Origin of the sequence: Streptomyces sp. NPDC058637 (assembly GCF_042717325.1) — a bacterium.
In the GTDB taxonomy this organism is placed as follows: domain Bacteria; phylum Actinomycetota; class Actinomycetes; order Streptomycetales; family Streptomycetaceae; genus Streptomyces.
The window spans coordinates 23,334-49,477 of sequence record NZ_JBHXRD010000021.1 but is presented as its reverse complement, the minus strand read 5'-3'; the positions used below and the strand labels follow the sequence as shown (position 1 = coordinate 49,477).

Annotated in this window: 29 protein-coding genes, 1 tRNA gene and 1 riboswitch; of the genes, 18 read left to right on the top strand and 12 right to left on the bottom strand. The window is 68.9% G+C overall.

Going from position 1 to position 26,144, the window contains the following annotated elements:
* Window positions 1-125 precede the first annotated feature (125 nt).
* Window positions 126-788, top strand: a complete 663-nt coding sequence (locus ACFWVP_RS21845) for an RDD family protein (protein ID WP_384498916.1) — start codon at window positions 126-128, stop codon at window positions 786-788.
* Between the two features lie 53 nt (window positions 789-841).
* On the opposite strand, the gene ACFWVP_RS21840 is transcribed toward ACFWVP_RS21845, so the two are convergent.
* Window positions 842-1,135: a hypothetical protein gene (locus ACFWVP_RS21840; protein WP_384498915.1), complete on the bottom strand. Its 294-nt coding sequence runs from the start codon at window positions 1,133-1,135 to the stop codon at window positions 842-844.
* A gap of 383 nt (window positions 1,136-1,518) precedes the next feature.
* Here ACFWVP_RS21840 and ACFWVP_RS21835 point away from each other — a divergent pair, with 383 nt between their 5' ends.
* Both ACFWVP_RS21835 and ACFWVP_RS21830 read left to right on the top strand, forming a co-directional pair.
* A complete protein-coding gene (locus tag ACFWVP_RS21835) occupies window positions 1,519-3,918 on the top strand; it encodes an immune inhibitor A domain-containing protein (RefSeq protein WP_384498914.1) in 2,400 nt (799 codons plus the stop codon).
* A 122-nt stretch (window positions 3,919-4,040) separates the two neighbouring features.
* Complete coding sequence (locus ACFWVP_RS21830; RefSeq protein ID WP_384498913.1) at window positions 4,041-4,385, top strand: hypothetical protein; 345 nt, start codon at window positions 4,041-4,043, stop codon at window positions 4,383-4,385.
* A 14-nt stretch (window positions 4,386-4,399) separates the two neighbouring features.
* Here ACFWVP_RS21830 and ACFWVP_RS21825 read toward each other — a convergent pair whose 3' ends face one another.
* Together ACFWVP_RS21825 and ACFWVP_RS21820 are read right to left on the bottom strand one after the other, a co-directional pair.
* Window positions 4,400-4,984, bottom strand: coding sequence for an isochorismatase family protein (locus ACFWVP_RS21825; protein ID WP_384498911.1), 585 nt, complete (start codon window positions 4,982-4,984; stop codon window positions 4,400-4,402).
* A 272-nt stretch (window positions 4,985-5,256) separates the two neighbouring features.
* Entirely contained in the window at window positions 5,257-6,585 is a 1,329-nt protein-coding gene (locus ACFWVP_RS21820; RefSeq protein WP_384498910.1) for a nicotinate phosphoribosyltransferase, read from the bottom strand.
* 88 nt (window positions 6,586-6,673) lie between these two features.
* On the opposite strand from ACFWVP_RS21820, the gene clpS reads away from it, so the two are divergent.
* The 7 genes from clpS (at window position 6,674) to ACFWVP_RS21785 (ending at window position 11,491) form a co-directional block, all read left to right on the top strand.
* On the top strand, window positions 6,674-6,982 hold the full coding sequence (gene clpS / locus ACFWVP_RS21815; protein WP_031100168.1) for an ATP-dependent Clp protease adapter ClpS: 309 nt from the start codon (window positions 6,674-6,676) through the stop codon (window positions 6,980-6,982).
* Window positions 6,983-7,024: 42 nt separating this feature from the next.
* Entirely contained in the window at window positions 7,025-7,615 is a 591-nt protein-coding gene (locus ACFWVP_RS21810; protein ID WP_384498908.1) for a DUF2017 domain-containing protein, read from the top strand.
* 320 nt (window positions 7,616-7,935) lie between these two features.
* Window positions 7,936-9,366 (top strand): amino acid permease, encoded by a 1,431-nt coding sequence (locus tag ACFWVP_RS21805; protein WP_384498907.1) that lies wholly within the window; start codon window positions 7,936-7,938, stop codon window positions 9,364-9,366.
* A 115-nt stretch (window positions 9,367-9,481) separates the two neighbouring features.
* Window positions 9,482-9,916 (top strand): Mov34/MPN/PAD-1 family protein, encoded by a 435-nt coding sequence (locus ACFWVP_RS21800; protein WP_384498905.1) that lies wholly within the window; start codon window positions 9,482-9,484, stop codon window positions 9,914-9,916.
* Window positions 9,917-10,038: 122 nt separating this feature from the next.
* A complete protein-coding gene (locus ACFWVP_RS21795; protein WP_015577357.1) occupies window positions 10,039-10,152 on the top strand; it encodes a putative leader peptide in 114 nt (37 codons plus the stop codon).
* Between the two features lie 110 nt (window positions 10,153-10,262).
* On the top strand, window positions 10,263-10,541 hold the full coding sequence (locus ACFWVP_RS21790; RefSeq protein ID WP_384498903.1) for a MoaD/ThiS family protein: 279 nt from the start codon (window positions 10,263-10,265) through the stop codon (window positions 10,539-10,541).
* A complete protein-coding gene (locus tag ACFWVP_RS21785) occupies window positions 10,541-11,491 on the top strand; it encodes a PLP-dependent cysteine synthase family protein (RefSeq protein ID WP_384498901.1) in 951 nt (316 codons plus the stop codon). The genes ACFWVP_RS21790 and ACFWVP_RS21785 overlap by 1 nt, the downstream gene beginning before the upstream one ends.
* A 103-nt stretch (window positions 11,492-11,594) precedes the next feature.
* Here ACFWVP_RS21785 and ACFWVP_RS21780 read toward each other — a convergent pair whose 3' ends face one another.
* Window positions 11,595-12,065, bottom strand: a complete 471-nt coding sequence (locus tag ACFWVP_RS21780) for a type II toxin-antitoxin system PemK/MazF family toxin (RefSeq protein ID WP_384498899.1) — start codon at window positions 12,063-12,065, stop codon at window positions 11,595-11,597.
* Between the two features lie 171 nt (window positions 12,066-12,236).
* Between ACFWVP_RS21780 and ACFWVP_RS21775 the strand changes: the two genes are divergently transcribed.
* Window positions 12,237-12,989, top strand: coding sequence for an MBL fold metallo-hydrolase (locus ACFWVP_RS21775; protein ID WP_384498897.1), 753 nt, complete (start codon window positions 12,237-12,239; stop codon window positions 12,987-12,989).
* A gap of 74 nt (window positions 12,990-13,063) precedes the next feature.
* On the opposite strand, the gene ACFWVP_RS21770 is transcribed toward ACFWVP_RS21775, so the two are convergent.
* Window positions 13,064-14,329, bottom strand: a complete 1,266-nt coding sequence (locus tag ACFWVP_RS21770) for a PTS transporter subunit EIIC (RefSeq protein ID WP_384498895.1) — start codon at window positions 14,327-14,329, stop codon at window positions 13,064-13,066.
* 254 nt (window positions 14,330-14,583) lie between these two features.
* Window positions 14,584-15,903 carry a PTS transporter subunit EIIC gene (locus tag ACFWVP_RS21765; RefSeq protein ID WP_384498893.1) on the bottom strand — a complete coding sequence of 440 codons (1,320 nt, stop codon included), beginning with the start codon at window positions 15,901-15,903 and terminating at the stop codon, window positions 14,584-14,586.
* Between the two features lie 221 nt (window positions 15,904-16,124).
* Between ACFWVP_RS21765 and ACFWVP_RS21760 the strand changes: the two genes are divergently transcribed.
* The 4 genes from ACFWVP_RS21760 (at window position 16,125) to rdgB (ending at window position 18,344) form a co-directional block, all read left to right on the top strand.
* The gene (locus ACFWVP_RS21760) at window positions 16,125-16,358 is read left to right on the top strand and encodes a glucose PTS transporter subunit EIIB (RefSeq protein WP_014156020.1); all 234 of its coding nucleotides are present in this window, start codon (window positions 16,125-16,127) and stop codon (window positions 16,356-16,358) included.
* A gap of 133 nt (window positions 16,359-16,491) precedes the next feature.
* Complete coding sequence (gene rph, locus ACFWVP_RS21755) at window positions 16,492-17,229, top strand: ribonuclease PH (protein WP_384498890.1); 738 nt, start codon at window positions 16,492-16,494, stop codon at window positions 17,227-17,229.
* 102 nt (window positions 17,230-17,331) lie between these two features.
* The gene (locus ACFWVP_RS21750) at window positions 17,332-17,721 is read left to right on the top strand and encodes a hypothetical protein (RefSeq protein ID WP_384498888.1); all 390 of its coding nucleotides are present in this window, start codon (window positions 17,332-17,334) and stop codon (window positions 17,719-17,721) included.
* Window positions 17,722-17,741: 20 nt separating this feature from the next.
* Entirely contained in the window at window positions 17,742-18,344 is a 603-nt protein-coding gene (gene rdgB, locus ACFWVP_RS21745; protein ID WP_384498886.1) for an RdgB/HAM1 family non-canonical purine NTP pyrophosphatase, read from the top strand.
* A gap of 57 nt (window positions 18,345-18,401) precedes the next feature.
* On the opposite strand, the gene ACFWVP_RS21740 is transcribed toward rdgB, so the two are convergent.
* The 5 genes from ACFWVP_RS21740 to bcp all read right to left on the bottom strand — a co-directional run bounded on the left by ACFWVP_RS21740 (window position 18,402) and on the right by bcp (window position 22,219).
* A tRNA-Leu gene (locus ACFWVP_RS21740) sits at window positions 18,402-18,485 on the bottom strand.
* A gap of 45 nt (window positions 18,486-18,530) precedes the next feature.
* Entirely contained in the window at window positions 18,531-19,373 is an 843-nt protein-coding gene (locus tag ACFWVP_RS21735) for an HNH endonuclease (protein WP_384498884.1), read from the bottom strand.
* Window positions 19,370-19,996 carry an HNH endonuclease gene (locus tag ACFWVP_RS21730; protein WP_384498882.1) on the bottom strand — a complete coding sequence of 209 codons (627 nt, stop codon included), beginning with the start codon at window positions 19,994-19,996 and terminating at the stop codon, window positions 19,370-19,372. Before ACFWVP_RS21730 ends, ACFWVP_RS21735 begins: the two co-directional genes overlap by 4 nt.
* 150 nt (window positions 19,997-20,146) lie before the next feature.
* Window positions 20,147-21,643, bottom strand: coding sequence for a glycine betaine/L-proline transporter ProP (gene proP, locus ACFWVP_RS21725; protein WP_384498880.1), 1,497 nt, complete (start codon window positions 21,641-21,643; stop codon window positions 20,147-20,149).
* 108 nt (window positions 21,644-21,751) lie between these two features.
* Window positions 21,752-22,219, bottom strand: a complete 468-nt coding sequence (gene bcp / locus ACFWVP_RS21720) for a thioredoxin-dependent thiol peroxidase (RefSeq protein ID WP_384498879.1) — start codon at window positions 22,217-22,219, stop codon at window positions 21,752-21,754.
* 129 nt (window positions 22,220-22,348) lie between these two features.
* Between bcp and ACFWVP_RS21715 the strand changes: the two genes are divergently transcribed.
* From ACFWVP_RS21715 to ACFWVP_RS21705, 3 genes are all read left to right on the top strand, one after another.
* Complete coding sequence (locus ACFWVP_RS21715; protein WP_384498878.1) at window positions 22,349-22,669, top strand: DUF3618 domain-containing protein; 321 nt, start codon at window positions 22,349-22,351, stop codon at window positions 22,667-22,669.
* Between the two features lie 61 nt (window positions 22,670-22,730).
* A complete protein-coding gene (locus tag ACFWVP_RS21710; protein WP_384498877.1) occupies window positions 22,731-23,069 on the top strand; it encodes a GroES family chaperonin in 339 nt (112 codons plus the stop codon).
* 55 nt (window positions 23,070-23,124) lie between these two features.
* Window positions 23,125-23,199: riboswitch (guanidine-III (ykkC-III) riboswitch) on the top strand.
* A 35-nt stretch (window positions 23,200-23,234) separates the two neighbouring features.
* A complete protein-coding gene (locus ACFWVP_RS21705; protein ID WP_384498876.1) occupies window positions 23,235-23,555 on the top strand; it encodes a DMT family transporter in 321 nt (106 codons plus the stop codon).
* Between the two features lie 57 nt (window positions 23,556-23,612).
* Here the strand turns inward: ACFWVP_RS21705 and ACFWVP_RS21700 are convergent, their stop codons facing one another.
* Window positions 23,613-25,994 (bottom strand): transglycosylase domain-containing protein, encoded by a 2,382-nt coding sequence (locus ACFWVP_RS21700; protein WP_384498874.1) that lies wholly within the window; start codon window positions 25,992-25,994, stop codon window positions 23,613-23,615.
* Between the last annotated feature and the right edge of the window lie 150 nt (window positions 25,995-26,144).

Below are 26,144 nucleotides of genomic sequence, written 5' to 3'. Positions count from 1 at the left end.
GGAGGGGGCACCGGGGGCCGGTCCGTACGCCGTGGAGCGGCCCCGTACGCCCGTGTGCTGACGCTTCGTCCCCCGAAAGCACCTCAGCCGTTGCGGGCCTTCGCGGCCCGGGGTGCACTGCCCCCATGAGCAACGAACCGCCTCCGCCGCCGCCCGGTCAGCCGCCCGAGGACGACCCCTTCTCCAAGAAGCCGCCGCAGGGTCCCCCTCCGGGCGGTTCGCCCTACGGCAGCGAGCCGCCCCCGCCGCCGTACGACCCCGGTCCGTACGGCGGCGGAGGCCCGTACGGTGGGGCCGATCCGCTGGCCGGGATGCCGCCGCTCGCCGAGCCCGGCAAGCGGATCCTGGCGCGGCTGATCGACTTCCTCATCATCTCGATCCCGCTGTACCTGATCTCGCTGCCGTTCGGCGGGGCGGTCGACGTCACCTCGGACAACGGCGACGACGACCTCGGTGACGCCATCAGCAACTCCTACAGCGGCCATCAGCTCATCTGGTCGCTGATCGGCCTGGTCGTCTACGTCGCCTACGACACGTATCTGACCCACAAGGACGGCCGGACGCTCGGCAAGCGGCTGCTGAAGATGCGCGTCGCGATGCTCAACGACGGCACGGTTCCCGACACCGGATCCGCGCTGATGCGGGCCGTCGTGCTCTGGCTCCCCGCGCTGCTGTGCTGCCCGTGCCTGTGGTGGCTCATCAACATCGTGCTGATGTTCACCGACAAGCCCTACCGGCAGTGCCTGCAGGACAAGGCGGCCAAGACAGTGGTGGTCAACGTCCCCTGAGGCCACGTCCCCTGAGGTCGCGTCCGTTCAGGCCGCGGCGGCCCGGAGGCCGTTCAGCGGCGCAGGGAGTGCCCGCCCACCCGCTCCTGCTGGGCGTCGGCGAGCTCGACGTCCTCGGCCGGACGGCGTGTACGCGCGGTGGCCGGCGCGGTGGTCCGCGGAGCCGTCCTCGCGCGCTTGGGCAGGGGCACGGTCAGAGCCACCAGCAGACCGAGGGCCAGCGCCGCGCTGCAGACGACGGCCACACCGAGGCCTGACTCCGTGCGGGAGAGCAGCAGCATGGCGAGGGTAGAGACGATGACGGTGACCGAACCGTAGGAGAACTGTGCGGCAGTCGGACGCGGCATGGCGGTATCCGTCCTCGGGGTGTCGGATGGGGGCAGTCTCTCAACACGTTCGCACTGTCGATCGACCCTATGACGGTGGATGCCCGTGAGGAACAGGTAGTAAGCGTGACCTAACCCACGGTACCGGTGCACGGGGGGCGCATCGAGTCACGCGGTCGGCAATCGGACGGTTCGGCGCGCCGGTCGTCCTCCGGCGGCGGGCTCAGGGTGAACGTCCGGATACCGGGAAGCGACTCCCGCATAGTGCACTTGGTGTGTGCAAGTCAAGATCTGTCTTTTCTCTCATAACTCCGATCGAATGTCGTCACTTGTGACGCGTCAACGCGCGCGGCCCTCTCCACCCCCCTGGCCGCGGACGCGAACGCCGGGGAGGACTGCATCAAGTGACCACTCAGATACGGGCGCTACGCGCCACCGCGGTGGCCGTGGCGCTGGCCGCCACCGCCGCGACGGCTTCGGCCTTCGCCACCGCCCAGGCGGATGACAGGACGTCAGGATCCGGCGCCTCCATCGTCGACCGCCGCGACCCCGCACCGGTCAAGGCGGGGGAGCACGACCTGGAAGGCCCCTTCAGCAAGGAGCAGGACGCTCGGCGTCAGGCCGCGCTGGAGCAGGTGCTCGCGGGCGACAAGAAGGTGTCGACCCGCGGCGGTTCCAAGGTCGTCAAGCTCGGTAAGAGCAAGTACGTCGAGCTGGGCCGGGAGAAGACCGACAAGATCTTCACCATCCTCGTGGAGTTCGGCGACCAGGTCGACGACACCACGATGTTCGACCCCGACGGTGACGGCCCCGAGCCGCCCGTCAAGAAGTACGGGGGCACGCCCGGCCCCCTGCACAACGAGATAGCCGAGCCGGACCCGGCGAAGGACAACAGCACCGCCTGGCAGGCCGACTACGACCAGGCCCACTTCCAGGACCTCTACTTCGGTGAGGGCAAGGGCAAGGACTCGCTCAAGACGTACTACGAGAAGACGTCCTCCGGGCGCTACTCCGTCGACGGCGAGGTCTCCGACTGGGTCAAGGTCCCGTACAACGAGGCCCGTTACGGCTCCAACTACTGCGGTTCCAGCAACTGCGCCAACGTCTGGGACACGGTCCGCGACGGCGTCAACGCGTGGGTCACCGACCAGAAGGCCAAGGGCCGCACGCTCGACCAGATCAAGACGGACCTCGCCGGATACGACGAGTGGGACCGTTACGACTTCGACGGCGACGGCGACTTCAACGAGCCCGACGGCTACATCGACCACTTCCAGCTGGTCCACGCCGGCGAGGACGAGTCCGCGGGCGGCGGCGCCCAGGGCACCGACGCCCTCTGGGCGCACCGCTGGTACGCGTACGGCACCAACGCGGGCGCGACCGGCCCGGCGGGCAACAAGGCCGGCGGCGCGGAGATCGGCGACACGGGCATCTGGGTCGGCGACTACACCGCGCAGCCCGAGAACGGCGGCCTGGGCGTCTTCGCCCACGAGTACGCCCACGACCTCGGCCTGCCGGACCTGTACGACACCTCCGGCGGCGGCGAGAACTCGGTCGGTTTCTGGTCCCTCATGTCGGCGGGCTCCTGGCTCGGCACCGGACAGGGCGAGATCGGCAACCTGCCCGGCGACATGACCGCCTGGGACAAGCTGCAGCTCGGCTGGCTCGACTACGACACGGCCAAGGCCGCCACGAAGTCGACGCACAAGCTGGGTGTCGCGGAGTACAACACCAAGAACAAGCAGGCGCTCGTCGTCGAGCTGCCCGAGAAGACCGTCACCACGACCGTCGCGAAGCCCGCCGAGGGCTCGAAGCAGTGGTGGAGCGACATGGGTGACGACCTGTCGAACACCCTGACCCGCCCGGTCGACCTGACCGGCAGGACGTCCGCCTCGCTGGACCTGTCCGGCTGGTACGACATCGAGGCCGACTACGACTACCTCTACACCGAGGTCTCGGACAACGGCGGCTCCTCCTGGACCGCGCTCGACGGCACCGCCGACGGCAAGGCCATTCCGCGCGACGCCAGCGACAAGCCGGCCCTGACCGACGTCTCCGGCGCGGTCAGGAAGCTCTCGTACCCGCTGGACGCCTACGCGGGCAAGAAGGTCGACCTCCGCTTCCGCTACCAGACGGACGGCGGCGCGGGCGGCAAGGGCTTCACGGCCGACGCCATCACGGTCACCGCCGACGGCGCCGTGCTCTTCACGGACAACGCCGAGGGCGACGACAACGGCTGGACCGCCAAGGGCTTCTCGCGGATCGGTGAGTCGTTCACCAACGACTACCCGCAGTACTACATCGCCGAGAACCGCCAGTACGTGTCGTACGACAAGACCCTCGAGGTCGGCCCGTACAACTTCGGCTTCTCCACCACCCGTCCGGACTGGGTCGAGCACTACTCGTACCAGAACGGTCTGATGGTGTGGCTCTGGGACACCTCCCAGAAGGACAACAACACCTCGCAGCACCACGGCCAGGGCCTGATCCTGCCGGTGGACTCGCACGCCGAGCCGCTCAAGTGGTCCAACGGCACGGTCCTCCGGAACAAGATCCAGCCGTTCGACGCGCCGTTCAGCCGGTACCCGAACAAGGGCTTCACGCTGCACAACGCGGACGTGCCGCTGAAGATCAAGCCGTCGCTGGGTGTCCCCGCCTTCGACGACCGCAAGGGCACCTACTGGTACGCGGAGAACCCGACCGGAAGTGTCAAGGTGACTGACACGAACACCCGGATCGCGATCGTCAACGAGCCCCTCAGTGGCTCGACGATCACCGTGAAGGTCGGCCCCTCGGGCAAGTAGTCAGCAAAACCGCAGGTCAGAACATGATCGGCCGTCGCCCTCTAGCGGGCGGCGGCCGATCGTGTTTAGGTGCGTCTTGTTCGATCCTTATTGACGCGATGTCTCACGGGGGAGCGCACAGCATGGCAGGCGGAGGTTTCTGCAGGTTGCCCAACGGCACGGTGGTGGTGGCACTGGCCCTGAACCGTCCGGCGGACGGAGCCGGGCCCGGAGCCCCGGTCCGGGTGCTGGTCCACGCGGCCAACCGGGCGCGCGCCCTGACCAGGCTGCGCAACCTGGGGCTGCGTTCCGTCTACCTCCGGGGCAACACCCAGCCGCCCACCCCGGACGAGATCACCGCCGTGCTGCACCATCCGGACGGGCTCCTGTGGCGGACCGCGCCACAGACCGGCCAGGAGCTCTGGCACCCGATCCGGGCCCTGCTGGGACCCACCGGCCACGCGGGACCGGTCCGCCCGGCGGCCTGAGGCCCCGGGAGCGGTCAGACGACCGGCTTGCCGGACAGCACCACACCCGCGGCGCGGAGCTCCTCCAGGGCCCGGTCCGTGGTCCCCTCGGCGACACCGGCGGTCAGGTCCAGCAGCACGTGCGTGGTGAAGCCCTCACGGACCGCGTCCAGCGCCGTCGCCCGTACGCAGTGGTCGGTGGCGATCCCGACGACGTCCACGGCCGTGACGGAACGGTCCCGCAGCCACTGCGCGAGCCCGGTCCCGTTCTCGTCGAGGCCCTCGAAACCGCTGTACGCCGCGGCGTACGCCCCCTTGTCGAAGACGGTGTCGATCGCGCCGGAGGCGACGGCCGGGGCGAAGTTCGGGTGGAAGCCCACGCCCTCCGTACCGGCGACGCAGTGCGCCGGCCAGGAGTGCTCGAAGTCGGGCTCCGCCGAGAAGTGGTCACCCGGGTCGATGTGATGGTCGCGGGTGGCCACCACATGGCGGTAGCCGGGCTGGGCCTCGCCGATCAGGTCGGTGATGGCGGCGGCGACATCGGCGCCGCCCGCCACCGCGAGGCTGCCGCCCTCGCAGAAGTCGTTCTGAACGTCGACGACGATCAAGGCGCGATGCATGACGGGTGTCCTTCGGTGGGGGTTCGACGGTGGAGAGGGGACGGCGGTCGTGGGAACGGGTGGGGATGCCGTCGAGCCTAGAGACTCGGCAGGCCCCGCGGGAGGGGTCACACCTTCCGGGTCTGCGCCCCCCGCGCCGCGGGCCTCACGGGCCCGCGGGGCCGGGCCCGCGGGCCGCCCGGGGGCCCGCACCCCCGGGCCCGGCCGGTGCCCGGGGAACGGCCGCGCTCCCCGGACGCCCCCGGTGCGCCGCGTCGCCCCGGGGGCGTCCGTCACACGTACTCCGTGGGGATCACCGGCTCGCCCCGCGACAGCTGGATCGCCGACATGGGCAGGCCCGAACGCGCCGTGACGTGCCGGTCACGCGCGGCCTCCAGCGGCTCCCGGGCGACCACCTCGCCGCCCCGGACCAGCTCCACCTGGAGCTGCCGGTCCGCCAGCTCCGCCGGGACCGGGCCCGTGCCGATCACCTCGGCCTCGGCCACGCCGTGCTCGTCCAGCCGGCGCGCCGCCCACTTGCGCCCGCCCCGCGACGACTTCGCGCCCAGCGACTTCTTCACGACCGGCAGCAGCGGATCGGCCGGATCGGCGGACGCCGCGCGCGCCACCAGCTTGTAGACCATCGAGCACGTCGGGTGACCGCTCCCGGTGACCAACTGCGTGCCCACTCCGTACGCGTCGACGGGCGCGGCGGCCAGCGACGCGATCGCGTACTCGTCGAGGTCCGACGTCACCACGATCTTCGTCTCCGTGGCGCCCAGCTCGTCCAGCTGCTGCCGCACGCGGTGCGCGACCAGCAGCAGGTCGCCCGAGTCGATCCGTACGGCGCCGAGCTCCGGCCCCGCGATCTCCACCGCCGTACGGACCGCCTCGGTCACGTCGTACGTGTCGACCAGCAGCGAGGTGCCCCGGCCCAGCGAGTCCACCTGCGCCCGGAACGCGTCGCGCTCGCTGTCGTGCAGCAGGGTGAAGGCGTGCGCGCTCGTCCCGACGGTCGGGATGTTGTAGCGGAAGCCGGCCGCCAGGTCGGAGGTGGTGTGGAAGCCGCCGATGTACGCGGCGCGTGCCGAGGCCACCGCCGACAGCTCGTGGGTGCGCCGCGCGCCCATCTCGATCAGCCTGCGGCCGCTCGCCGCGGCCGACATCCGGGACGCCGCGGCGGCGATCGCCGAGTCGTGGTTCAGGATCGACAGGATCACGGTCTCCAGCAGCACGCACTCGGCGAAGGAGCCCTCGACCCGCAGCAGCGGCGACCCGGGGAAGTACACCTCGCCCTCCGGGTAGCCCCAGATGTCGCCGCCGAAGCGGTAGTCCGCCAGCCAGTCGACCGTGGGGGCGTCCACGATCCGCTGGTCGCGCAGGAAGGCGAGCATCTCGTCGTCGAAGTGGAAGTTCTCCACCGCGTCCAGCACCCGCCCGATGCCCGCGACGACCCCGTAGCGCCGTCCCTCCGGCAGTCGCCGGGTGAAGGCCTCGAAGACGGAGCGCCGGTCGGCGGTGCCCGCCTTCAGTGCGGCCTGCACCATCGTGAGCTCGTACTGGTCGGTGAAGAGCGCGGTCGACGGGACACCGACCCGTCGCCCAAGGTCCGCTGAGTTCATGCCGGGGATGCTACCCCCTATTCGTCAAAGTGACGAGATGTGACCTCCGTTTATGCGCGGGACCCTTCCTGGTGGCAGCATGGGGTAGGTGAGCGTTGCTGCCCCCGTAGAGATCGAACGTCCCGAATCGGCCGAGGAGACCTTCGCCGTCCCTGAGCCCGATGTCCCCTGGGTGACGCTGGTGCACAACGACCCGGTCAACCTCATGAGCTATGTGACGTATGTCTTCCAGGCCTACTTCGGCTACTCCAAGGACAAGGCGCACAAGCTCATGCTCGACGTCCACCAGAAGGGCCGCGCGGTCGTCTCCAGCGGCAGCCGCGAGGAGATGGAACGCGACGTCCAGGCCATGCACGGCTACGGCCTCTGGGCGACGCTGACCCAGGACCGCAACTGACCCGAGCTCTGCCCCCTCCGCCCGACCACCATCGGAGAATTCATGGCCGGCCACTTCGAGGCCACCCCCGGCGGCGGCGCGGCCGTCGCGCTCGACGAGGTCGAGATCGCCATCCTGCGCTCCCTCGCCGTCCAGCTGCTGGAACTGATCGGTCCCGGCGACGAAGCCGTCGAGGGCGAGGACCCGCTCGCCGCCCTGTTCGCCGAAGGGCCGAGCGAACCGCCCTCCGACCCGGCACTGGCCAGACTCTTCCCCGAGGCGTATGGGGACGAGGACAAGGAGCTCCGCGAGGCGTCCGCCGAGTTCCGACGCTTCACGGAGAACGACCTGCGCTCCCGCAAGCGTCAGGACGCCCTCACCGTCGTACGCACCCTGGACGGCCTCAGCCCCGGCGGGGACGGCGGGGCGGTGCTCCGGCTCGGCGCCGACGAGTGCCGCAGCTGGCTGGGGTCCCTGAACGACCTCAGGCTCACCATCGGCACCCGCCTGGAGGTGTCCGACGAGGACGAGGGCCAGGACGGTTCCCTCTACCGCCTCCCCGACAGCGATCCGCGCAAGCCGATGGTGATGGCCTATCTCTGGCTCGGCGCACTCCAGGAAACACTCATCGAAACGATGATGCCGAAGCAGTAAGCGGCAGAGGTGCGGGCCGGCTCCGGGTTTCGCTCAACGGAGCCTCAAATCCGAATAACGATCCCGTCACCTGAATGGCCTTCTTTGCAGCGGCTGGAAACCCTTGTCCGCTTTTTCCTGTGGCGTGCGCCACATAATGTCCGATGGCCGAACCGGGCGACCGTGATAAATCTTCACGACCGCCCGGGGACGCCACCCCTGTCCCCGGGGGCGCTACGAGCCGGCCGAACGCCGGCGGCACTCCATCCATATCCGGGGGGATCAGGACCTGATCCGACGCCCACGCGGGCGCGGATCAGCGTGGAGAAAGGCGCACCACCATGACATCGGCGCAGGTCGACAAGGGACAGGCGGACGGCCCCGAGGCCGTGGACACCGGCACCGGCGAGGGCTACCAGCGAGGACTGGGAGCCCGTCAGATCCAGATGATCGCCATCGGCGGCGCCATCGGCACAGGACTCTTCCTCGGTGCCGGAAAGGCCATCGACCGGGCCGGGCCCAGCCTCATCCTGGCGTACGCCATCGCGGGTCTGGTCATCTTCTTCATCATGCGGGCCCTGGGCGAACTCCTCATGTACCGCCCGGTGTCAGGCTCCTTCTCGGAGTACGCACGCGAATTCCTCGGCCCCTTCTTCGGATTCGTCACCGGATGGACCTACTGGCTCTTCTGGGTCGTCACCGGAATCACCGAAGTCACCGCCGCGGCCACCTATATGACGTACTGGTGGGATATCCCGCAATGGCTGTCCGCGCTGGTGTTCACCGTCATCCTCTACGGCGCCAACCTGATCTCGGTCAAGCTGTTCGGCGAGCTCGAGTTCTGGTTCTCGATGGTCAAGGTCACCGCGATCATCGGCATGATCCTCATCTGCGCCGGTGTGCTCACGATCGGCTTCTCCGACGCCGGTGACACCGCGACCGTCGCCAACCTGTGGAACGACGGCGGCTTCTTCCCCCAGGGCATCGGCGGCACGCTGATGACCCTGCAGATCGTCATGTTCGCCTTCCTCGCCGTCGAACTCGTCGGCGTCACCGCGGGCGAGTCCAAGGACCCCAAGACCGTCCTGCCCAAGGCCATCAACACCGTCCCGTGGCGTATCGCCGTCTTCTACGTCGGCGCGCTGATCATGATCCTCTCCGTCGTCCCGTGGAGCACGTTCGAGCCCGGTGTCTCGCCGTTCGTCGCCGCGTTCGAGGAGATGGGCCTCGGCGTCGGCGCCGCGATCGTCAACTTCGTCGTGCTCACCGCCGCGCTCTCCTCCTGCAACTCCGGCATGTACTCCACCGGCCGCATGCTGCGTGACCTCGCACTCAACGGGCAGGGGCCGAAGGCGTTCACCAGGCTGACGAAGAACGGCCTCCCGCTGGCCGGCACCACCTTCTCCGCCGCCCTCATGCTCGTCGGCGTGTGGATCAACTACCAGTGGCCGGGCGACGCGTTCAACTACGTCGTCTCCTTCGCCACCATCTCCGGCATGTGGGCCTGGATCATGATCCTCGTCTGCCAGATCCGCTACCGCGCCAAGGCCGACCGCGGCGAACTGCCCCAGTCCTCCTTCAAGGCACCCGGCGCACCGTTCAGCAGCTGGTTCGCCCTCGGGTTCATCGGCCTGGTCATCGTCATGATGGCCATCGACGAGGACGCCCGGATCTCGCTGTACTGCGCGCCGCTCTGGGGACTCGTCCTCGGCGTCTCCTACCTGACGCTCAAGTCCCGCAACCCCCAGAACACGTCCTTCGCCAAGCGCTGACCCGCGCCACGGCGTACCCGAGGACACCGGCCGCCCCAACGGCCCGTGTCCGGCATCCGGGCCCTCCCGCACCACTCCTCGGTACGGGAGGGCCCGTCTGCTTATCCTGGGCGCCATGCTGACCATCACCCAGGCGCTGTTCGACCAGATCGTGGCGCACTCCCGTGCCGACCACCCCGACGAGGCGTGCGGCATGGTCGCGGGTCCGGCCGGGACAGGCCGCCCGGAACGCTTCATCCCGATGCTCAACGCCGCGCGCTCGCCCACGTTCTACGAGTTCGACTCGACGGACCTGCTGAAGCTCTACCGCGACCTCGACGACCGTGACGAGGAACCGGTGATCATCTACCACTCGCACACGGCGACCGAGGCCTACCCCTCCCGCACCGACATCACCTACGCCAACGAGCCCGGCGCCCACTACGTCCTGGTCTCCACCGCGGACGCCGACGCCGCCGGCCCCTTCCAGTTCCGCTCGTACCGCATCGTGGACGGCGAGATCACGGAGGAGGACGTCGAGGTCGTCGAGGCGTACCCGTCCGCGGCCTGACCCCTCTGGGGGCGGTGCGCCGCGCGCTCCGCCCCCACCCCTTGTCCAACTGGCGAACGCTCACCATCCACTATGTGGGATCACACTCCGGGTTCCGGGGCGGGAATCGATACGATGAGCCCATGGTTCCCCATGACGTGAGCGACAAGACGCCGGGCATGCTGCTCGTCGCGCGGCTGCACGTCGACCTGTGCCGGCTCTCCAGCGCGATGTGTCCCGCCGCGGCATGCCCGTGAGCCGCACGGCCTGAGCCGCGGTCCGAGCCACCACGTACGCACCACCCCCTGCGCGGGGGGCCAAACGCGCGCCCCACGCCACCTCCCCGCTTTCGACAGGAGCCCACGCCATGGCCATCGAGGTCCGCATCCCGACCATCCTCCGCACCTACACCGACGGCGCCAAGGCGGTCGAAGGCAGCGGTGACACCCTCGCCGACCTCCTCGTCGACCTGGAGAGCCGCCACAACGGCATCCGTGAGCGCATCGTCGACGGCGAGCAGCTCCGCCGCTTCGTGAACGTCTACCTCAACGACGAGGACGTCCGCTTCCTCGACGGCATCTCCACCAAGCTCGCCGACGGCGACAGCATCACCATCCTCCCGGCCGTCGCCGGCGGCATGCGCTGATGCGGTACGACTCCCCGCTGGCGGCCGTGGGCAACACCCCCCTCGTCCGCCTCCCGCGACTGTCCCCGTCCGAGGACGTCCGCATCTGGGCCAAGCTGGAGGACCGCAACCCCACCGGCTCGATCAAGGACCGCCCCGCGCTCCACATGGTCGAGCAGGCGGAGAAGGACGGCCGTCTGACACCCGGCTGCACGATCCTGGAGCCCACCAGCGGCAACACCGGCATCTCGCTCGCCATGGCGGCCAGGCTCAAGGGCTACCGCATCGTGTGCGTCATGCCGGAGAACACCTCGCAGGAACGGCGCGACCTGCTCACCATGTGGGGAGCCGAGATCATCTCCTCGCCCGCCGCGGGCGGCTCCAACACGGCCGTACGCGTCGCCAAGGAACTCTCCGCCGAGCACCCCGACTGGGTGATGCTCTACCAGTACGGCAACCCGGACAACGCCGGCGCCCACTACGCCACCACCGGCCCCGAGATCCTCACCGACCTCCCGTCCATCACCCACTTCGTCGCGGGCCTCGGCACCACCGGCACCCTCATGGGTGTCGGCCGCTACCTGCGCGAGCACAAGCCGGACATCACGATCGTCGCCGCCGAGCCGCGCTACGACGACCTCGTGTACGGCCTGCGCAACCTCGACGAGGGCTTCGTCCCCGAGCTCTACGACGCGTCGGTACTCACCACACGCTTCTCCGTGGGCTCCGCCGACGCGGTCACCCGCACCCGCGAACTCCTCCAGCAGGAGGGCATCTTCGCGGGCGTCTCCACCGGTGCCGCACTCCACGCGGCCATCGGCGTCGGCCGCAAGGCCGTCAAGGCGGGGGAGTCGGCGGACATCGTCTTCGTCGTCGCGGACGGCGGCTGGAAATACCTGTCCACAGGTGTCTACACCGCCCCCACCACGGAGGCCGCGATCGAAACCCTGCAAGGCCAGCTCTGGGCCTGACGGCCGGGCCGGTGCCCGGCCCCCACGCACCGGACGCACCACACCCGAGAGCGACGGACCGACTGGGAAACCCAGCCCGTCCGGCGCTCTCCGGCATTCCGCGTCACCCCCGCCCGCGGACCCGCGCCCACATCCCCGGATCCAGCTCGCCCGCCTTCCGGCGGAACCCCGACACGAGCACGTCCCGCAGCTCGTCCGTCTCCAGGAAACTCCGCCGCCCCCGCGCGTCCCCCACGGTCCCGGGCGGCAACGCGATCACCCCGGGCCGCTCCTCATGATGCTTGCTGGTGATCTTGGCGACGACCGCCGTGCCACCCCGCACCGACAGCACCAGACACGGCCGGTCCTTCGACCCGGGCCCGTCCTCGTACGGCACGTCCGCCCACCAGATCTCCCCCGGCCGGGGAACCCCGTGCGGCCCCGGCCGCCCCCGCTCCGGCGCCCGTCCCGGCGGCCGGGTCCGACCACCGGGACGCCGCGGCCCCCGACCGCCCCGCCCCCGCGCATCGGTCACCGTCGCGACGAGAGCCAGCAGGACCACGGCGACCAGCGCCACCCACCACCATGTGTTCATATCCCGACCGTACCGGCGCCGGACGGCACCCGGCCTTCCATCGAACCGGTGACAGCACAGGTGAGTTCCCCCACAACGGCAGGCCCTGGAGGAGCGACCAGCGGTTTCGCGCCTTACGCTCGACGAACCGCACGACCCTCCCCGTTCCCACGCCTCGGAGGTTCACGCTCCATGAAGCTCACCGTCGTCGGCTGCTCAGGCTCGTTCCCGTCCGCGGGTTCCGCATGCTCGAGCTACCTCGTAGAGGCCGACGGCTTCCGGCTGCTCCTCGACATGGGCAACGGCGCCCTCGGCGAGCTGCAGCGCCATGTCGGTCTCTACGACCTCGACGCCATCTTCCTCAGCCACCTCCATGCCGACCACTGCATCGACATGTGCGCGTACTTCGTCGTCCGCTACTACCGCTTCGACGGCGGACGCCCCGAAGCCATCCCCGTGTACGGCCCCGAAGGCACCGAGCAGCGGCTGACCACCGCACACGCCGACACCCCGTCCGAGCACGCGATGGGCGAGGTCTTCGACTTCCACACACTCAAGTCGGGATCCTTCGACATCGGCCCCTTCTCGGTCCGCACGGAGAAGCTCTTCCACCCTGTCGACTCCTTCGGCATCCGCATCGAGCACAACGGCCGCACCCTGGTGTACTCCGGCGACACGGGCACCTGCGACGCCCTCACCGAACTCGCCGACGGTGCGGACCTGTTCCTCTGCGAAGCGTCGTTCGTCGACGGCAAGGAAGACATCCCGGACCTCCACCTCAACGGCCGCGAAGCCGGCGAATACGCCGCCCGCGCCGGAGCCGGACGCCTCGTCCTCACCCACATCCCCCCGTGGACGGACGCCGAACGCAACCTCGGCGACGCCCGCGAGGCCTACGACGGCCCGGTGGAGCTGGCCGTCCCCGGAGCGGTGTACGAGGTCTGATCCCCGGCCCCACGCACGAGGAAGCCCCACCTCCCGGGGCGGGAGGTGGGGCTTCGTCGTGCGCCTGCCAGGGCTTACGCCTTGGTGAGGTCCTCGACCTCTTCCTCGGGCTCACGGCCCGGGGTGGTGAGGTTGAACTTCGTGATGGCGAAGCGGAAGACCACGTAGTAGACCACCGCGAAGACCAGACCGATGGGGATGATCATCCACGGCTTCGTCGCCAGGTTCCAGTTCAGGAAGTAGTCGATCGCACCGGCGGAGAAGCTGAAGCCGTGGTGCACGCCCAGGCCCCACGTGACGGCCATCGACACGGCGGTCAGCACCGCGTGGATGACGTACAGCAGCGGTGCGATGAACATGAACGCGAACTCGATCGGCTCCGTGATGCCGGTGACGAACGAGGTCAGCGCCAGGGACATCATCATGCCGCCCACGGCCTTGCGGCGTTCGGGCCGGGCCGTGTGTGTGATCGCCAGGGCGGCGGCGGGCAGCGCGAACATCATGATCGGGAAGAAGCCGGACATGAACTGACCGGCCGTGGGGTCGCCGTGGAAGAAGCGCGGCAGGTCGCCGTGCCACACGCCACCGGCGGAGTCCGTGAAGGAGCCGATCTCCTGCCAGGCCACCGTGTTCACGAACTGGTGCATGCCGACCGGCAGCAGCGCACGGTTGACGACACCGAAGACGCCGGCGCCGACGGCGCCCAGACCCGTCATCCACTCACCGAAGTTGGTGATGAGGTCACCGATCGGCTCCCAGAGCAGACCGAAGAGAACGCCCATGACGGTGCCCACGAAGGCCATGATGATCGGGACGAGACGGCGGCCGTTGAAGAACCCGAGCCAGTCCACCAGCTTGGTGCGGTGGTAGCGCTGCCAGATGACGGCGGCCAGGAGGCCCATGATGATGCCGCCGAAGACCTTGGGGTCGTTGTACGTCGCAGCGACGTCGACACCCTTGTTGGCCGTGGTGTTCACGACGGCGTCGGAGGTCGGGAACGCGGTCAGCACGTTCTTGTAGACCAGGAAGCCGACCAGGGCGGCGAGTGCGGTGGAACCGTCGGCCTTCTTGGCGAAGCCGATGGCTATACCGACGCAGAACAGCAGCGGCAGGTTGGCGAAGACGGCGTCACCGGCGGTCGCGAAGACCGTGGCGACCTTGCCCCAGCCGAGGCCCTCCGCCCCGAAGACATCGGGCTGGCCGAGGCGGAGCAGGATGCCCGCCGCAGGCAGGACGGCGATCGGCAGCTGGAGGCTGCGCCCGATCTTCTGCAGGCCCTGGAACACGCCGGCACCCCGCCTTTTGGCGGGAGCCGCCGGGGCAGCGGTTTCCGTACTCATGAACTTCCTCCGGTAAGGCAAGGCGTCGCCGGGGACGGGTTACCGGGGAGGCGACGACTCGAGGAACGCGACGGGGAAAACAGCCGCGTGGTCTGGACCACTGAGTGGTGTAGACCAGTTTTAGCACGGTGAGGGTTAGATAAGGAACCTTCAATTTGCGGTGTAGTCCGTCCACCACCCTCGGTGACACGGCGAAGCCCCCGGACCGTCAGGTCCGAGGGCCGTGCCGAGCCGCGCCCGAAGGCCGGAAGGGCCTACTTGGTGAGGTTCTTCTCGATCTCCTCCTCCACCTCGTCGGGCTCCCGCCCGGGCGTCTGGAGATCGAACTTCGTGATCGCGAACCGGAAGATCGCGTAGTACACGACCGCGAAGGCCAGCCCGATCGGAATGATCAGCCACGGTTTGGTCGCCAGACTCCAGTTGATGACGTAGTCGATCAGACCCGCCGAGAAGCTGAAGCCGTCCTTCACCCCGAGCGCCCACGTCACCGCCATCGAGACACCGGTCAGGGCCGCGTGGATCACGTACAACAGGGGCGCGACGAAGAGGAACGAGTACTCGATCGGTTCCGTGATGCCCGTGACGAACGACGTCAGACCCACCGAGACCATCATTCCGCCGACCGCCTTGCGCCGGTGCGGCTTGGCGCAGTGGTAGATCGCCAGCGCCGCCGCCGGAAGCGCGAACATCATGATCGGGAAGAAGCCCGTGGTGAACTGGCCGGCCGTCGGGTCGCCCGCCAGGAACCGGTTGATGTCACCGTGCACGACCGTACCGTCGGGCTTGGTGTAGTCACCGAACTGGAACCAGACGAACGTGTTCAGGAACTGGTGCAGACCGAACACGAGCAGGGCCCGGTTCGCGATGCCGAAGATGCCGGAGCCCAGCCAGTTCAGATCCACCAGCCACTCCGAGAAGCTGACCAGGGCGTCACCGACCGGCTGCCACAGCCAGGCGCACAGACCCGCGAACACCAGCCCCACGAACGCCATGATGATCGGCACGAGCCGGCGCCCGTTGAAGAAGCCCAGCCAGTCGACCAGCTTGACCCGGTGGTACCGCTGCCAGAACCAGGCCGACATCAGCCCCATGACGATGCCGCCGAACACCCCGGGGTTCTGATAGGCGGCGGCGGTCACCGTGGTGTCCTCGGCGACGCAGACGCCGCCCCACATGCCCGCCCCGCTGAAGTCCGAACCCTCCGCGCAGTCGACCGGGAACGCGTGCAGCACCGCGTAGTAGACGAGGAAACCCGCGACCGCCGCGAGCGCCGTCGAACCGTCCGACTTCTTCGCCATGCCGATCGCGACACCGACACAGAAGAGCAGCGGCAGCCCGAGCCCCGAGTCGAGCAGGGCCCCGCCCGCCGCCGCGAACACCTTGGCGATATTCGTCCAGCCCAGACCGTCGTCACCGAAGACGTCGGGCTGGCCGAGCCGGTTCAGGATGCCCGCCGCGGGGAGCACGGCGATCGGCAGCTGAAGGCTGCGGCCCATCTTCTGCAGACCCTGGAAGAGGCCGTTCCACCACTTCTTCCGCGGCACTGCCGCACCTGCTGCGCTGCTGGAGCTCATCGGCATCCTCCTGGAACACGCCAGGGTTGGCGGTCGGTGCACACTGGTGTAGACCAGTTGCGGTACGGTGCGGAGCCCGGCCGGAAGGCAGGGCGCCGGTGATCGTCATCATTGGGGACAGCGCGGTTACCCGCCCGTGAAGTTGGGCCAACCGTGCGTTACCGTGACGAAACGGGACCCATGGTGGGCCGCCCCCGCACGCACAGACCAGGGAGTAGGACATGGCCAGCAAGGCTGAGAAGATCGTCGCCGGGCTCGGCGGTATCGAGAACATCGACGAGATCGAAGGCTGCATCACCCGCCTCCGCACCGAAGTCCACGACCCCAGCAAGGTCGACGAAGCCGCACTCAAGGCCGCCGGCGCCCACGGCGTCGTCAAGATGGGCACCGCGATCCAGGTCGTCATCGGCACCGACGCCGACCCCATCGCCGCCGACATCGAAGACATGATGTGACCGGCTGACCCCGGCCGACCCACCCAGGTCCGCGCCACACCCGCAGGCCCCGCACCCGCCCGTCCCCGGCCGAGGAGTGGGGCCTGCGGTGCACCCGAACGGAGCCGTCCCCGCCAGCCGATAGGCTCGGCAGATGTCTCGCATCGACGGCCGCACCCCCGAACAGCTCCGCCCCGTCACCATCGAACGCGGATGGAGCAAGCACGCCGAAGGCTCCGTACTCATCTCCTTCGGCGACACCAAAGTCTTCTGCACCGCCTCCGTCACCGAAGGCGTCCCCCGCTGGCGCAAGGGCAGCGGCGAGGGCTGGGTCACCGCCGAGTACTCCATGCTGCCCCGCTCCACGAACACCCGCGGCGACCGCGAATCCGTACGCGGAAAGATCGGCGGGCGCACCCACGAGATCAGCCGCCTCATCGGCCGCTCGCTCCGCGCCGTGATCGACTACAAGGCCCTCGGCGAGAACACCATCGTCCTGGACTGCGACGTCCTCCAGGCCGACGGCGGCACCCGCACCGCGGCCATCACCGGCGCCTACGTCGCCCTCGCCGACGCCATCGCCTGGGCCCAGGGCAAGAAGATCATCAAACACGGCCGCAAGCCCCTCACCGGCACCGTCGCCGCGATCAGCGTCGGCATCGTCGACGGCATCCCCCTCCTCGACCTCCGCTACGAGGAGGACGTCCGGGCCGAGACCGACATGAACGTCGTCTGCACCGGAGACGGCCGCTTCGTCGAGGTCCAGGGCACCGCCGAGGCCCAGCCCTTCGACCGCGACGAGCTCAACGCCCTCCTCGACCTCGCCACCGCCGGCTGCACCGACCTCGCCAAGCTCCAGGAAGAGGCGCTCGCCCGCACCCTCGGTGAGTAAAGAAGGAACCAAATAGCCACCACGAAACGTCGATACGAATACGGGCGCACGGGTCGAACCGTGCGCCCGTCCACGTATCGAATCCCGGGGAGGGACCGCTCCATGGCCTCGCGCCGCCACCACCGCACCGCACTCGCCGTCACGGCCACACTGCTCACGCTCACCGCAGCGGTCGGCTGCGGAGCCGTCGACAAGGCCCTGGACTGCGTCCGTACCGCCGACGCCATCGCCACCAGCGTCGACAACCTCCAGAAGGCCGTCTCCACCGCCTCCGACGACCCGACCCAGGCCACCGAAGCCCTCGACCAGATCGACAAGGAGCTCAAGGACCTCGGCGACACCACGGACAACGCCGACCTCGGCAAGGCCGTCGACGACCTCCAGGCGGGGGTCACCAACGTCCGCGAGTCCATCGAGAGGGGCGACGCCACCCCCGACATCGCCCCGGTCACGGACGCCGCCACCGAGATCGCCAACGTCTGCACGCCCTAGCACCCGGCCATAATCAGGACATGACGCGCCTGATCCTCGCCACCCGCAACGCCGGGAAAATCACCGAACTCCACGCGATCCTCGCCGACGCGGGTCTCACCCACGACCTCGTCGGCGCGGAGGCGTACCCCGACATCCCCGACGTCAAGGAAACCGGCGTCACCTTCGCCGAGAACGCCCTCCTCAAGGCCCACGCCCTGGCCCGCGCCACCGGCCACCCGGCCGTCGCCGACGACTCCGGCCTCTGCGTCGACGTGCTCGGCGGCGCCCCCGGCATCTTCTCGGCCCGCTGGGCCGGCACCCACGGCGACGACCGCGCCAACCTGGACCTGCTCCTGGCCCAGCTCGGCGACATCGACCCCCCGCACCGCGGCGCCCACTTCGCCTGCGCCGCGGCCCTCGCCCTCCCCGACGGCACGGAACGCGTGGTCGAAGGCCGCCTGACGGGCACCCTGCGCCGGGTCCCGGCCGGAGCCCACGGCTTCGGCTACGACCCGATCCTCGTCCCCGACGGTGAGACCCGGACCTGCGCGGAACTGACCCCGGAGGAGAAGAACGCGATCAGCCACCGGGGGAAGGCGTTCCGGGCACTGGTGCCGGTGGTGCGGGAACTGGTGGGCTGACGCCCCGCGTGCGAAAGGCTCGACTCCTACCGGATAGGAGCCGAGCCTCTCGTGAAGTACGCGAGAAGGGACTCGAACCCTCACGCCACTAGGGCACTGGTACCTAAAACCAGCCTGTCTAACCAGTTCCAGCACTCGCGCACGCCTCGGCAGTCTACAAGGGGGACGGTCGTGGGCAGGAAGAGGCTAATCGGCCGCTGCCCCGGTTCGGAACCGGTTACGACACCATGTGCCGGTCAGCGTGTGGCAATTCGGGCACAGGTAGCGCAGGTTTGCCGCCCGGTTGTCGAGCCGGTCGCCGCTGATGTGGTCGATCTCCAGCACGAGGCGTCTCTCCCTCCACGTGTCACCGGTGCCGCATATCGCGCACTCGTGGGGAACTCCGAGATCGTCGAGTGCTCGTCGTAGGAGTGCCGTGCTCGTCCGGGGTGCTCCGGTTTCCATGCGGAGCAGGATTTCGGCTGCGGTCTTGCGGTACGGGGAGCGTGTGCCAAGAGCATGGTGCTGGCCGATGAAATGGGCGGTTGACAGGCCGTACGTCTCGATATCCCTTTTCAGGCGGGCGCGGGCGCCGCCGTTGTCGGCCCTGCCCAGGAGTTTCAAGACGCCGGCGAGGCTGCGTGACTCGGCGACGGCGGCTGTGAGTTCGTGGCGGGTCGTGGAAGGCGTTCCGTGTCGGCGTCCGCTGGTGAAGTGGGAGGTATCGATTCCCAGGCGGTCAATCCTGCCGCGCACATGGCCGTACGGACTGTCGCTCGATTGCAGGCCCGTGTACTGGAACATTTCCCGGATGCTGCACGAGTGGGCGGCGGCTTCGGCCAGGAGTTCTTCCGGGTACGCCTGGCGCTTTCGATCCGGCAGGGCCTCCTGTTCGAAGTGCGACGTGTCGATGCCGTAATGCTCGAGCCGGCCGCGTACGTAACGGCTGGTCCTGCTGCCCAGTGGTGCACCGAGGCGGCGCAGGACGTCGACGAGGCTGGTAGCGGTAGCGGCGGTTTGTTCGAGCAGGGCTCGGGGGTACTTACTCAAGCTGCCCGCCTGCGCTTGCGGCCGCGGTACGTATCCGTCGAGGCGTGGCAGTTGGGGCACAGGATCCGGAGATTCTCCGGACGGTTGTCCCACCAATCGCCGTTGATGTGATCCACTTCGAGCCGGAGCGGCAGGTCTTGCCATACGCCTTCGTTGCCGCACGCGGCGCACGTATCCTCCATTCCCTTGCGGACGAGTTCTCGGCGCAGCCGTTCGCCGGGGACCCGGCCGTCCGAGGGCGAACCGAGAATCAGACGGTCTCCCAGGGCCCCTTTGGGCCTGTGGGGCGGAGTTCGCAGGAAGTGCGATGTATCGATCCGGAGTGCGGCGATACGGCGGCTGATGTGCGCCTGATTGCCGCCCACGGGGCTGATACCCAAGTGGCGTACGACCTCGGCCACACTTGAGGAGCGGGCAACCAGTTCACGTAGCTTTTCTTCGGTGTGGCGTACTCGCGCGTCAGTGAAGTGAGAGATGTCCAGTCCCCACTGGGCGGCCTTGTTCCGTAGGTATCTCCGGCTTCCCGGCGTGGGCGTCCCACCGCACCACCGCACCGCATCATCGGCATTGGTCGTCCTGCACGCTGCCTCTTCGAGCAGTTCGCGCGTGTACCGAAGCGACATGCATCCCTCCGTATCCGGCCGCGCGTTCGCAGCCTCGTACGGCGCAACGAACCGTTAATCGGATGGTCACGTCCGGAATGCGACGAGATGCGGAAGGGTCCGTACCGCTTCAGAGGAGGCGGTACGGACCCCTCCCGTGAGGAGCGCGGGTCAGAACTTCGGGTCCGGGCTCTGGGCGTGGACCAGTTCCGCCGCTTCCTCCGCCGTCTCCACCGAGGGCGGGGAGCCGGCCAGGGGCTGGTTGGCGGTTTCCTTCATGCAGGCCACCGCGATCACGCCCACCAGCGCCGCCGCCATCGCGTAGTACGCGGGCATCAGGTTCGAGCCGGTCCAGCTGATCAGGGCGGTGATCACCAGCGGAGTCGTACCGCCGAAGATCGACGCCGAGAGGTTGTAGCCGACCGACAGGGAGCCGTAGCGGACGTTGGTGGGGAACAGGGCCGGGAGGGCCGCGGACATCGTGCCGAGCATGCAGACCAGGGACAGGCCCAGCATCAGCATGCCGATCGTGATCGCCGGGATGCCGTCCTGGCGGATCAGGAGGAACGCGGGCAGGGAGAGGAAGAGGAAGCCGAGCATGCCCGTCATCAGCAGGGGCTTACGGCCGAAGCGGTCGGAGAGCTTGCCGACCTGGCTGATGATCAGCATCAGGAAGACCATCACGGCGAGCAGGATCAGCAGGCCGTGTGTCTCGCTGTAGCCGAGTTCGTCGGAGAGGTACGTCGGCATGTACGACAGCAGCATGTAGTCGGTGATGTTGTACGCGCCGACCAGGGCGATGCAGAGGATCAGCGTCGGCCAGTACTCGCGGAAGATCTTGGCGAGGTCGCCCTTGGCGGTGGACTCGACGCCGTTCGCGGCCTCGCTCGCGTGTGCCGTGCCGCCTTCCAGTTTCTGGAACGCGGGGGTCTCGTCCAGGCGCAGACGCAGGTAGAGGCCGACCAGGCCGAGGGGGCCGGCGACGAGGAACGGGATGCGCCAGCCCCAGGACTCCATCTGGCCGGTGTCCAGGAGGGCGTACAGGGCGGTGACCAGGCCCGCGGCGCCCACGTAGCCGGCCAGGGTGCCGAATTCGAGGAAGCTGCCGAAGAAGCCGCGGCGCTTGTCGGGGGCGTATTCGGCGATGAAGGTGGAGGCGCCGCCGTACTCGCCGCCCGTGGAGAAGCCCTGGAGCATCCGGAAGAGGATCAGCAGGGCGGGGGCCCAGAGGCCGATCGTGCCGTGGGAGGGGATGAGCCCGATCGCGAAGGTGCCGATCGCCATGAGGATCATGGTGAGGGCGAGGACCTTCTTGCGGCCGATCTTGTCGCCCATGGGTCCGAAGAACATCCCCCCGAGTGGGCGTACGAGGAAGGCCACGGCGAAGGTCGCGAAGGAGGAGAGGAGCTGCGTCGTGTCGTTCCCCGACGGGAAGAAGACGTGCCCGATGGTGACGGCGAGGTAGGAGTAGATGCCGAAGTCGAACCACTCCATGGCGTTACCGAGCGACGCCGCCTTGACCGCGCGCTTGACCGCCTGGTCGTCGGTGACGGTGATGTCGGTCCGACGGAGCCGGGGGTTGCGGCGCTTCCTGATGGCGCGGAAGAGCGCGGGATGACGTTTGACCGCTTCCGGGTCGGCCGCCTGGTGGGGGTCGGGGGCCGCCATGGCCGGTTCCTTTCCTCGAAGGGGGTTCCAGGAAAGGCTTCTGCGCGGTCATGGCGGTCGCAAACCGAATCCGTGCACGATTGCGAAGTCGCTCACAGGTTGTTCACCTCAGATGCCGAGATCCTTGATGATCTTGGCTACGTGGCCGGTCGCCTTGACGTTGTAGAGAGCCCGCTCCACCCTGCCCTCTTCGTCGACGACGATCGTCGAGCGGATGACGCCCGTCACCACTTTGCCGTAGAGCTTCTTCTCGCCGTAGGCGCCGTACGCCTCCAGGGTCTCCTTGGAGGGGTCGCCGACCAGTGTGACCTTGAGGTCTTCCTTCTCGCGGAACTTGGCGAGCTTCTCGGGCTTGTCGGGGGACACGCCGATGACGTCGTACCCGGCTCCGGCGAGGAGGTCCAGGTTGTCGGTGAAGTCGCAGGCCTGCTTGGTGCAGCCCGGGGTAAGCGCGGCTGGGTAGAAGTAGACGATGACCTTGCGGCCCTTGTGGTCCGCGAGCGAGATCTCGTTGCCGTCGGCGTCCGGAAGGGTGAAGGCGGGAGCGGTGTCGCCGGCCTGGAGTCGCTCGCTCATGTTTCTCCTCGAGTGGCACGCGGGGTGTGTGGGACCGAGCGTAATAGGGGGTGCCGCCGGGTGTACGGGCGGTCGAGCTGACAGACTGTCGATGAAGGTTTACCCGACGACGACCACGGAGGCGGCGCAGTGTCGGATACCAGGACCCCTGCGCAGATCGAGGCGGACATCATCAGCAGGCGTGAGCAGCTTGCGGTGGTGCTGGACGAGATCGGGGTGCGGGTGCACCCGAAGACGATCATCGGTGACGCGAAGGCCAAGGTGGCGTCGACGGTCGACCGGACGGCGGGGCGTGCGTACGTCGCGGTGAACCGGTCGGTGTCGGACGTGAAGGCCCAGTTCGTGTCGGAGGACGGCTCGCCGCGGTTGGAGCGGGTGATCCCGGTGGCGCTGCTGGTGGTCGGCGCGGTGGTGTTGCTGACGGTGCCGGCGCGGCGGAAGAGGCGCTGAGGGAGGATTCCGGGGTGCCCGGGGACGTACGGGCCGGTGTGGGGCAGGTAGGTTTCGGGGCGTGAGCAACGACACCGACGACAAGCTGCCCATCCGGATGCTGCACGACCGTGTGCTGGTCCGGTCCGATTCGCCCGAGGGCGAGCGGCGTTCGGGCGGCGGGATCCTGATTCCGGCTACGGCGGCGGTCGGCCGGCGTCTCGCGTGGGCCGGGGTGGTCGCGGTCGGTCAGAACGTGCGGACCGTGGAGCCGGGTGACCGGGTGCTGTACGACCCGGAGGACCGTGCGGAGGTCGAGGTGCGGGGCGTGGCGTACGTGCTGATGCGGGAGCGGGATCTGCATGCGGTGGCCGCGGACCGGTTCGAGGGGTCGGTGGATTCGACCGGGCTGTATCTGTAGGCCGGATCTGTGGGTGCGGGTGGCCTGGTGACTGCTGTCACCAGGCCTTTTGGCTGTCCGCCTCCTTTTGCTACGGTGGATGGATCCCGACGAGACGCGCCGTACCGGGTTTCCGCAAAGACGACGCATCCGTGTTGATCGCGTGTTTCGTCGTGGAGGTCTGTCGTGGCGTGGGTTCTGTTGATCGTGGCCGGTCTGCTGGAAGTGGGCTGGTCGATCGGGATGAAGTACACCGAGGGGTTCACGCGGCTGTGGCCGAGTGTGTTCACGGGGCTGGGGATCGTGGCCAGCATGGTGTTGCTGTCGCACGCGGCGAAGACGCTGCCGATCGGTACGGCGTACGGGGTGTGGGTCGGGATCGGTGCGGCGGGTGCCGCGGTGCTGGGCATGGTGGTCCTGAACGAGCCGGTGACGGCGGCCCGTATCCTCTTCGTCTGTCTGTTGCTGGTCGCGGTGGTGGGTCTGAAGGCGACGTCCGGGCACTGATGTCGATGTCCAGGCACCTGACGTCCGGGTACTGACGACGCCCGGGCCGCTGACGGGTCAGCGGCCCGGGCCCCGTGCGCCTTCGATGAAGCCGTCGTCCTCGAAGCGGTCGCGTTCGGGTGGGCCCGGGGCGGCGGGTGTGGGTTCCCGGAGTGCTGGGGCGCTCGGGGGCGTGCGTGCCGGGGTGGTGGCTGCGGGGGTTTCCGGGGCGGCCGTGGGGCCGGTGCGGCGGCGGCGCGGGCCGTCGGACGCGGGGGACTCGGTGTTGCCGGCTTCCTCGGCCTCGTCCTCGGCCTCGTTCTCGTCGGGCTGTCCGGTTTCCCCGGTGTCCTCGTCGGGATCGAGTTCCTCGGGGCCTTCCTCGGCTTCCAGTTCGAATTCCTGTGCTTCGCTGGATTCGAGTGCGGCGGCGGTGTACGCGGCCCAGGTCCGGGCGGGTGGGCCGCCTCCGTTCATGCGGGCGAGGCCGAGCGCTCCGTACAGGGGTTTCTGTACGCCGGTGGCGGGGTCCTGGCCCATGACGGCGATGACGGTGGCGAGGTCGGGGGTGTAGCCGGCGAACCAGGCGGCCTTGTCCTCCTCGGCGGTGCCGGTCTTGCCCGCGGAGGGGCGGTTCGCGGCGCGGGCGGCGGTGCCGGTGCCGCCTTCGACGACGCTCCGCAGTACGGAGGTGGTGGTGTCGGCCGCTTCGCGGCTGACGGCCTGCCGGGTGGTGCGGGAGGGCAGGCCGAGCGCGGTGCCGTTCTTGCTGATCCTGGCGACGAGGGTGTACGGACGTTGTCTGCCGTGGTCGGCGAGGGTGGCGTACGCGGCGGTCATGTCGACGACGCTGGCGGTGGCGGGGCCGAGGGCGATGGAGGGGGACGGGGTGAGGTCGGGGGTGGTGCGGGGGATGCCGAGGGCGATCGCGGTGTCCCTGACCGCGGCGGGGCCGACGTCCTGGGCCATCTGTGCGTAGACGGCGTTGACGGACTTGTCGGTGGCTTCGCGGACGGTGAGGGAGCCGTAGTCGACGTCGTCCTCGTTGGCGGGTGCGTAGTCGGTGGGTCCGGCGGCGCTCTGGACGGTGCGTTCGTTGGTGCCGTCGTAGCGGGTGTTGGGGGTGATGGCCCGGTCGTCCTGGGTGGTGGATCCGTTGGCGACGGCGGCGGCGAGGACGAACGGTTTGAAGGTGGAGCCGACTTGGTAGTCGCGGCGGGTCGCGTTGTTGACGTACTGCTTGGTGTAGTCGATGCCGCCGTACATGGCGACGACGTGTCCGGTGGCGGGGTCGATGGAGGCGCCGCCGACGCGGACGTCGCGGTCGGCCTCGCGGTCCTCGCTGGTGTGGGAGAGGACGTTCTCCTCGACGGCTTCGACGAGGGCGTTCTGCTTCTTCTTCTGGAGGGTGGTGGTGATGCGGTAGCCGCCGGTGGCGAGGGTCTTCTCGTCGACGATCCCGTTGCCGGTGAGGTAGTCCTCGACGGCCTGTACGAGGTAGCCGCGCTGGCCGGAGAGGGCGGTGGCGGGCTTGGCGGGGCCGGGGACGGGGAAGGTCATGGCGCCGCGTTCGGCGGTACCGAGCCAGTTCTCCTTGACCATGCCGTCGAGTACGTAGTTCCAGCGGGCGAGGGCCGCCTGTTCGTTCTCGGGGTGCGCGACGACGTCGTAGGCGCTGGGGGCGTTGAGGAGTGAGGCGAGGTAGGCGCCTTCGCCGGTGTCGAGGTCTTCGGCGTTCTTGCCGTAGTAGGCGTGGGAGGCGGCCTGGATGCCGTAGGAGTTGCGGCCGAAGTAGCTGGTGTTGAGGTAGCCCTCGAGGATTTCGTCCTTGCTCTGTTCGCGGCCGAGTTTGATCGAGATGAAGAATTCCTTGGCCTTGCGGACGAGGGTCTGTTCCTGGCCGAGGTAGTAGTTCTTGACGTACTGCTGGGTGATGGTGGAGCCGCCCTGGCGGCCTTTGCCGGTGAGGGTGTTCCAGCCGGCGCGGGTCATGGCTTTGACGTCGATGGCGGGCTCGGAGTAGAAGTCCCGGTCCTCGGCGGCGAGTACGGCGTGCTGGACGGTGCGGGGGATGCGGTGGAGGGGGACGTTCTCCCGGTTGATCTCGCCGTCGCGTGCGATGACGGTGCCGTCGGCGTAGAGGTAGACGTTGGACTGGGCGGTGGCGCTGGCGTTGGCGGCGGGGATGCCGACGAGCTGGTAGCCGACGAGGAATCCGCCCACGAGGAGGAGGCCGAGGAGGAGGGCGCCGCCGAGGGTCGTGCGCCAGGTGGGGACGGCCCGGCGCCAACCGGTGCGTCTGGGCCGCCTGACGCGTTCTGTGCGCCCTTCGCGGTGGTGCGCGCCGTCCGGGGGCTGTGGGCCCGGGGTGGCTGCCGCGGCCGTGGGGTCACGCGGCGGCCAGCCCGCGGGGCCCTGCTGACCAGTGTCTCCGCTGTTCTGCGGTGGCTCGTGGCTCATGGCTGTGGAGGCTCCTCGGCTGCGGACAGTTATCCCATAGTGCACTTTTCAGTCGAATAACCCCCGCACCGCTCCCCGTGAAAAAGGGTCGCGGCGGGTCAGCGCGGTCGACTAGGGTCGTGCGCTTTGGCTCGGCGAGCGGGGGAGGGG

Bases quoted from the DNA above. Each gene is read 5' to 3' on its own strand.
- ACFWVP_RS21845 (WP_384498916.1), top strand. From the start codon at position 126: ATGAGCAACGAACCGCCTCCGCCGCCGCCCGGTCAGCCGCCCGAGGAC.
- ACFWVP_RS21840 (WP_384498915.1), bottom strand. From the start codon at position 1,135: ATGCCGCGTCCGACTGCCGCACAGTTCTCCTACGGTTCGGTCACCGTC.
- ACFWVP_RS21830 (WP_384498913.1), top strand. From the start codon at position 4,041: ATGGCAGGCGGAGGTTTCTGCAGGTTGCCCAACGGCACGGTGGTGGTG.
- ACFWVP_RS21825 (WP_384498911.1), bottom strand. From the start codon at position 4,984: ATGCATCGCGCCTTGATCGTCGTCGACGTTCAGAACGACTTCTGCGAG.
- ACFWVP_RS21820 (WP_384498910.1), bottom strand. From the start codon at position 6,585: ATGAACTCAGCGGACCTTGGGCGACGGGTCGGTGTCCCGTCGACCGCG.
- ACFWVP_RS21810 (WP_384498908.1), top strand. From the start codon at position 7,025: ATGGCCGGCCACTTCGAGGCCACCCCCGGCGGCGGCGCGGCCGTCGCG.
- ACFWVP_RS21805 (WP_384498907.1), top strand. From the start codon at position 7,936: ATGACATCGGCGCAGGTCGACAAGGGACAGGCGGACGGCCCCGAGGCC.
- ACFWVP_RS21800 (WP_384498905.1), top strand. From the start codon at position 9,482: ATGCTGACCATCACCCAGGCGCTGTTCGACCAGATCGTGGCGCACTCC.
- ACFWVP_RS21795 (WP_015577357.1), top strand. From the start codon at position 10,039: ATGGTTCCCCATGACGTGAGCGACAAGACGCCGGGCATGCTGCTCGTC.
- ACFWVP_RS21790 (WP_384498903.1), top strand. From the start codon at position 10,263: ATGGCCATCGAGGTCCGCATCCCGACCATCCTCCGCACCTACACCGAC.
- ACFWVP_RS21785 (WP_384498901.1), top strand. From the start codon at position 10,541: ATGCGGTACGACTCCCCGCTGGCGGCCGTGGGCAACACCCCCCTCGTC.
- ACFWVP_RS21780 (WP_384498899.1), bottom strand. From the start codon at position 12,065: ATGAACACATGGTGGTGGGTGGCGCTGGTCGCCGTGGTCCTGCTGGCT.
- ACFWVP_RS21775 (WP_384498897.1), top strand. From the start codon at position 12,237: ATGAAGCTCACCGTCGTCGGCTGCTCAGGCTCGTTCCCGTCCGCGGGT.
- ACFWVP_RS21770 (WP_384498895.1), bottom strand. From the start codon at position 14,329: ATGAGTACGGAAACCGCTGCCCCGGCGGCTCCCGCCAAAAGGCGGGGT.
- ACFWVP_RS21765 (WP_384498893.1), bottom strand. From the start codon at position 15,903: ATGAGCTCCAGCAGCGCAGCAGGTGCGGCAGTGCCGCGGAAGAAGTGG.
- ACFWVP_RS21760 (WP_014156020.1), top strand. From the start codon at position 16,125: ATGGCCAGCAAGGCTGAGAAGATCGTCGCCGGGCTCGGCGGTATCGAG.
- rph (WP_384498890.1), top strand. From the start codon at position 16,492: ATGTCTCGCATCGACGGCCGCACCCCCGAACAGCTCCGCCCCGTCACC.
- ACFWVP_RS21750 (WP_384498888.1), top strand. From the start codon at position 17,332: ATGGCCTCGCGCCGCCACCACCGCACCGCACTCGCCGTCACGGCCACA.
- rdgB (WP_384498886.1), top strand. From the start codon at position 17,742: ATGACGCGCCTGATCCTCGCCACCCGCAACGCCGGGAAAATCACCGAA.
- ACFWVP_RS21730 (WP_384498882.1), bottom strand. From the start codon at position 19,996: ATGTCGCTTCGGTACACGCGCGAACTGCTCGAAGAGGCAGCGTGCAGG.
- proP (WP_384498880.1), bottom strand. From the start codon at position 21,643: ATGGCGGCCCCCGACCCCCACCAGGCGGCCGACCCGGAAGCGGTCAAA.
- bcp (WP_384498879.1), bottom strand. From the start codon at position 22,219: ATGAGCGAGCGACTCCAGGCCGGCGACACCGCTCCCGCCTTCACCCTT.
- ACFWVP_RS21700 (WP_384498874.1), bottom strand. From the start codon at position 25,994: ATGAGCCACGAGCCACCGCAGAACAGCGGAGACACTGGTCAGCAGGGC.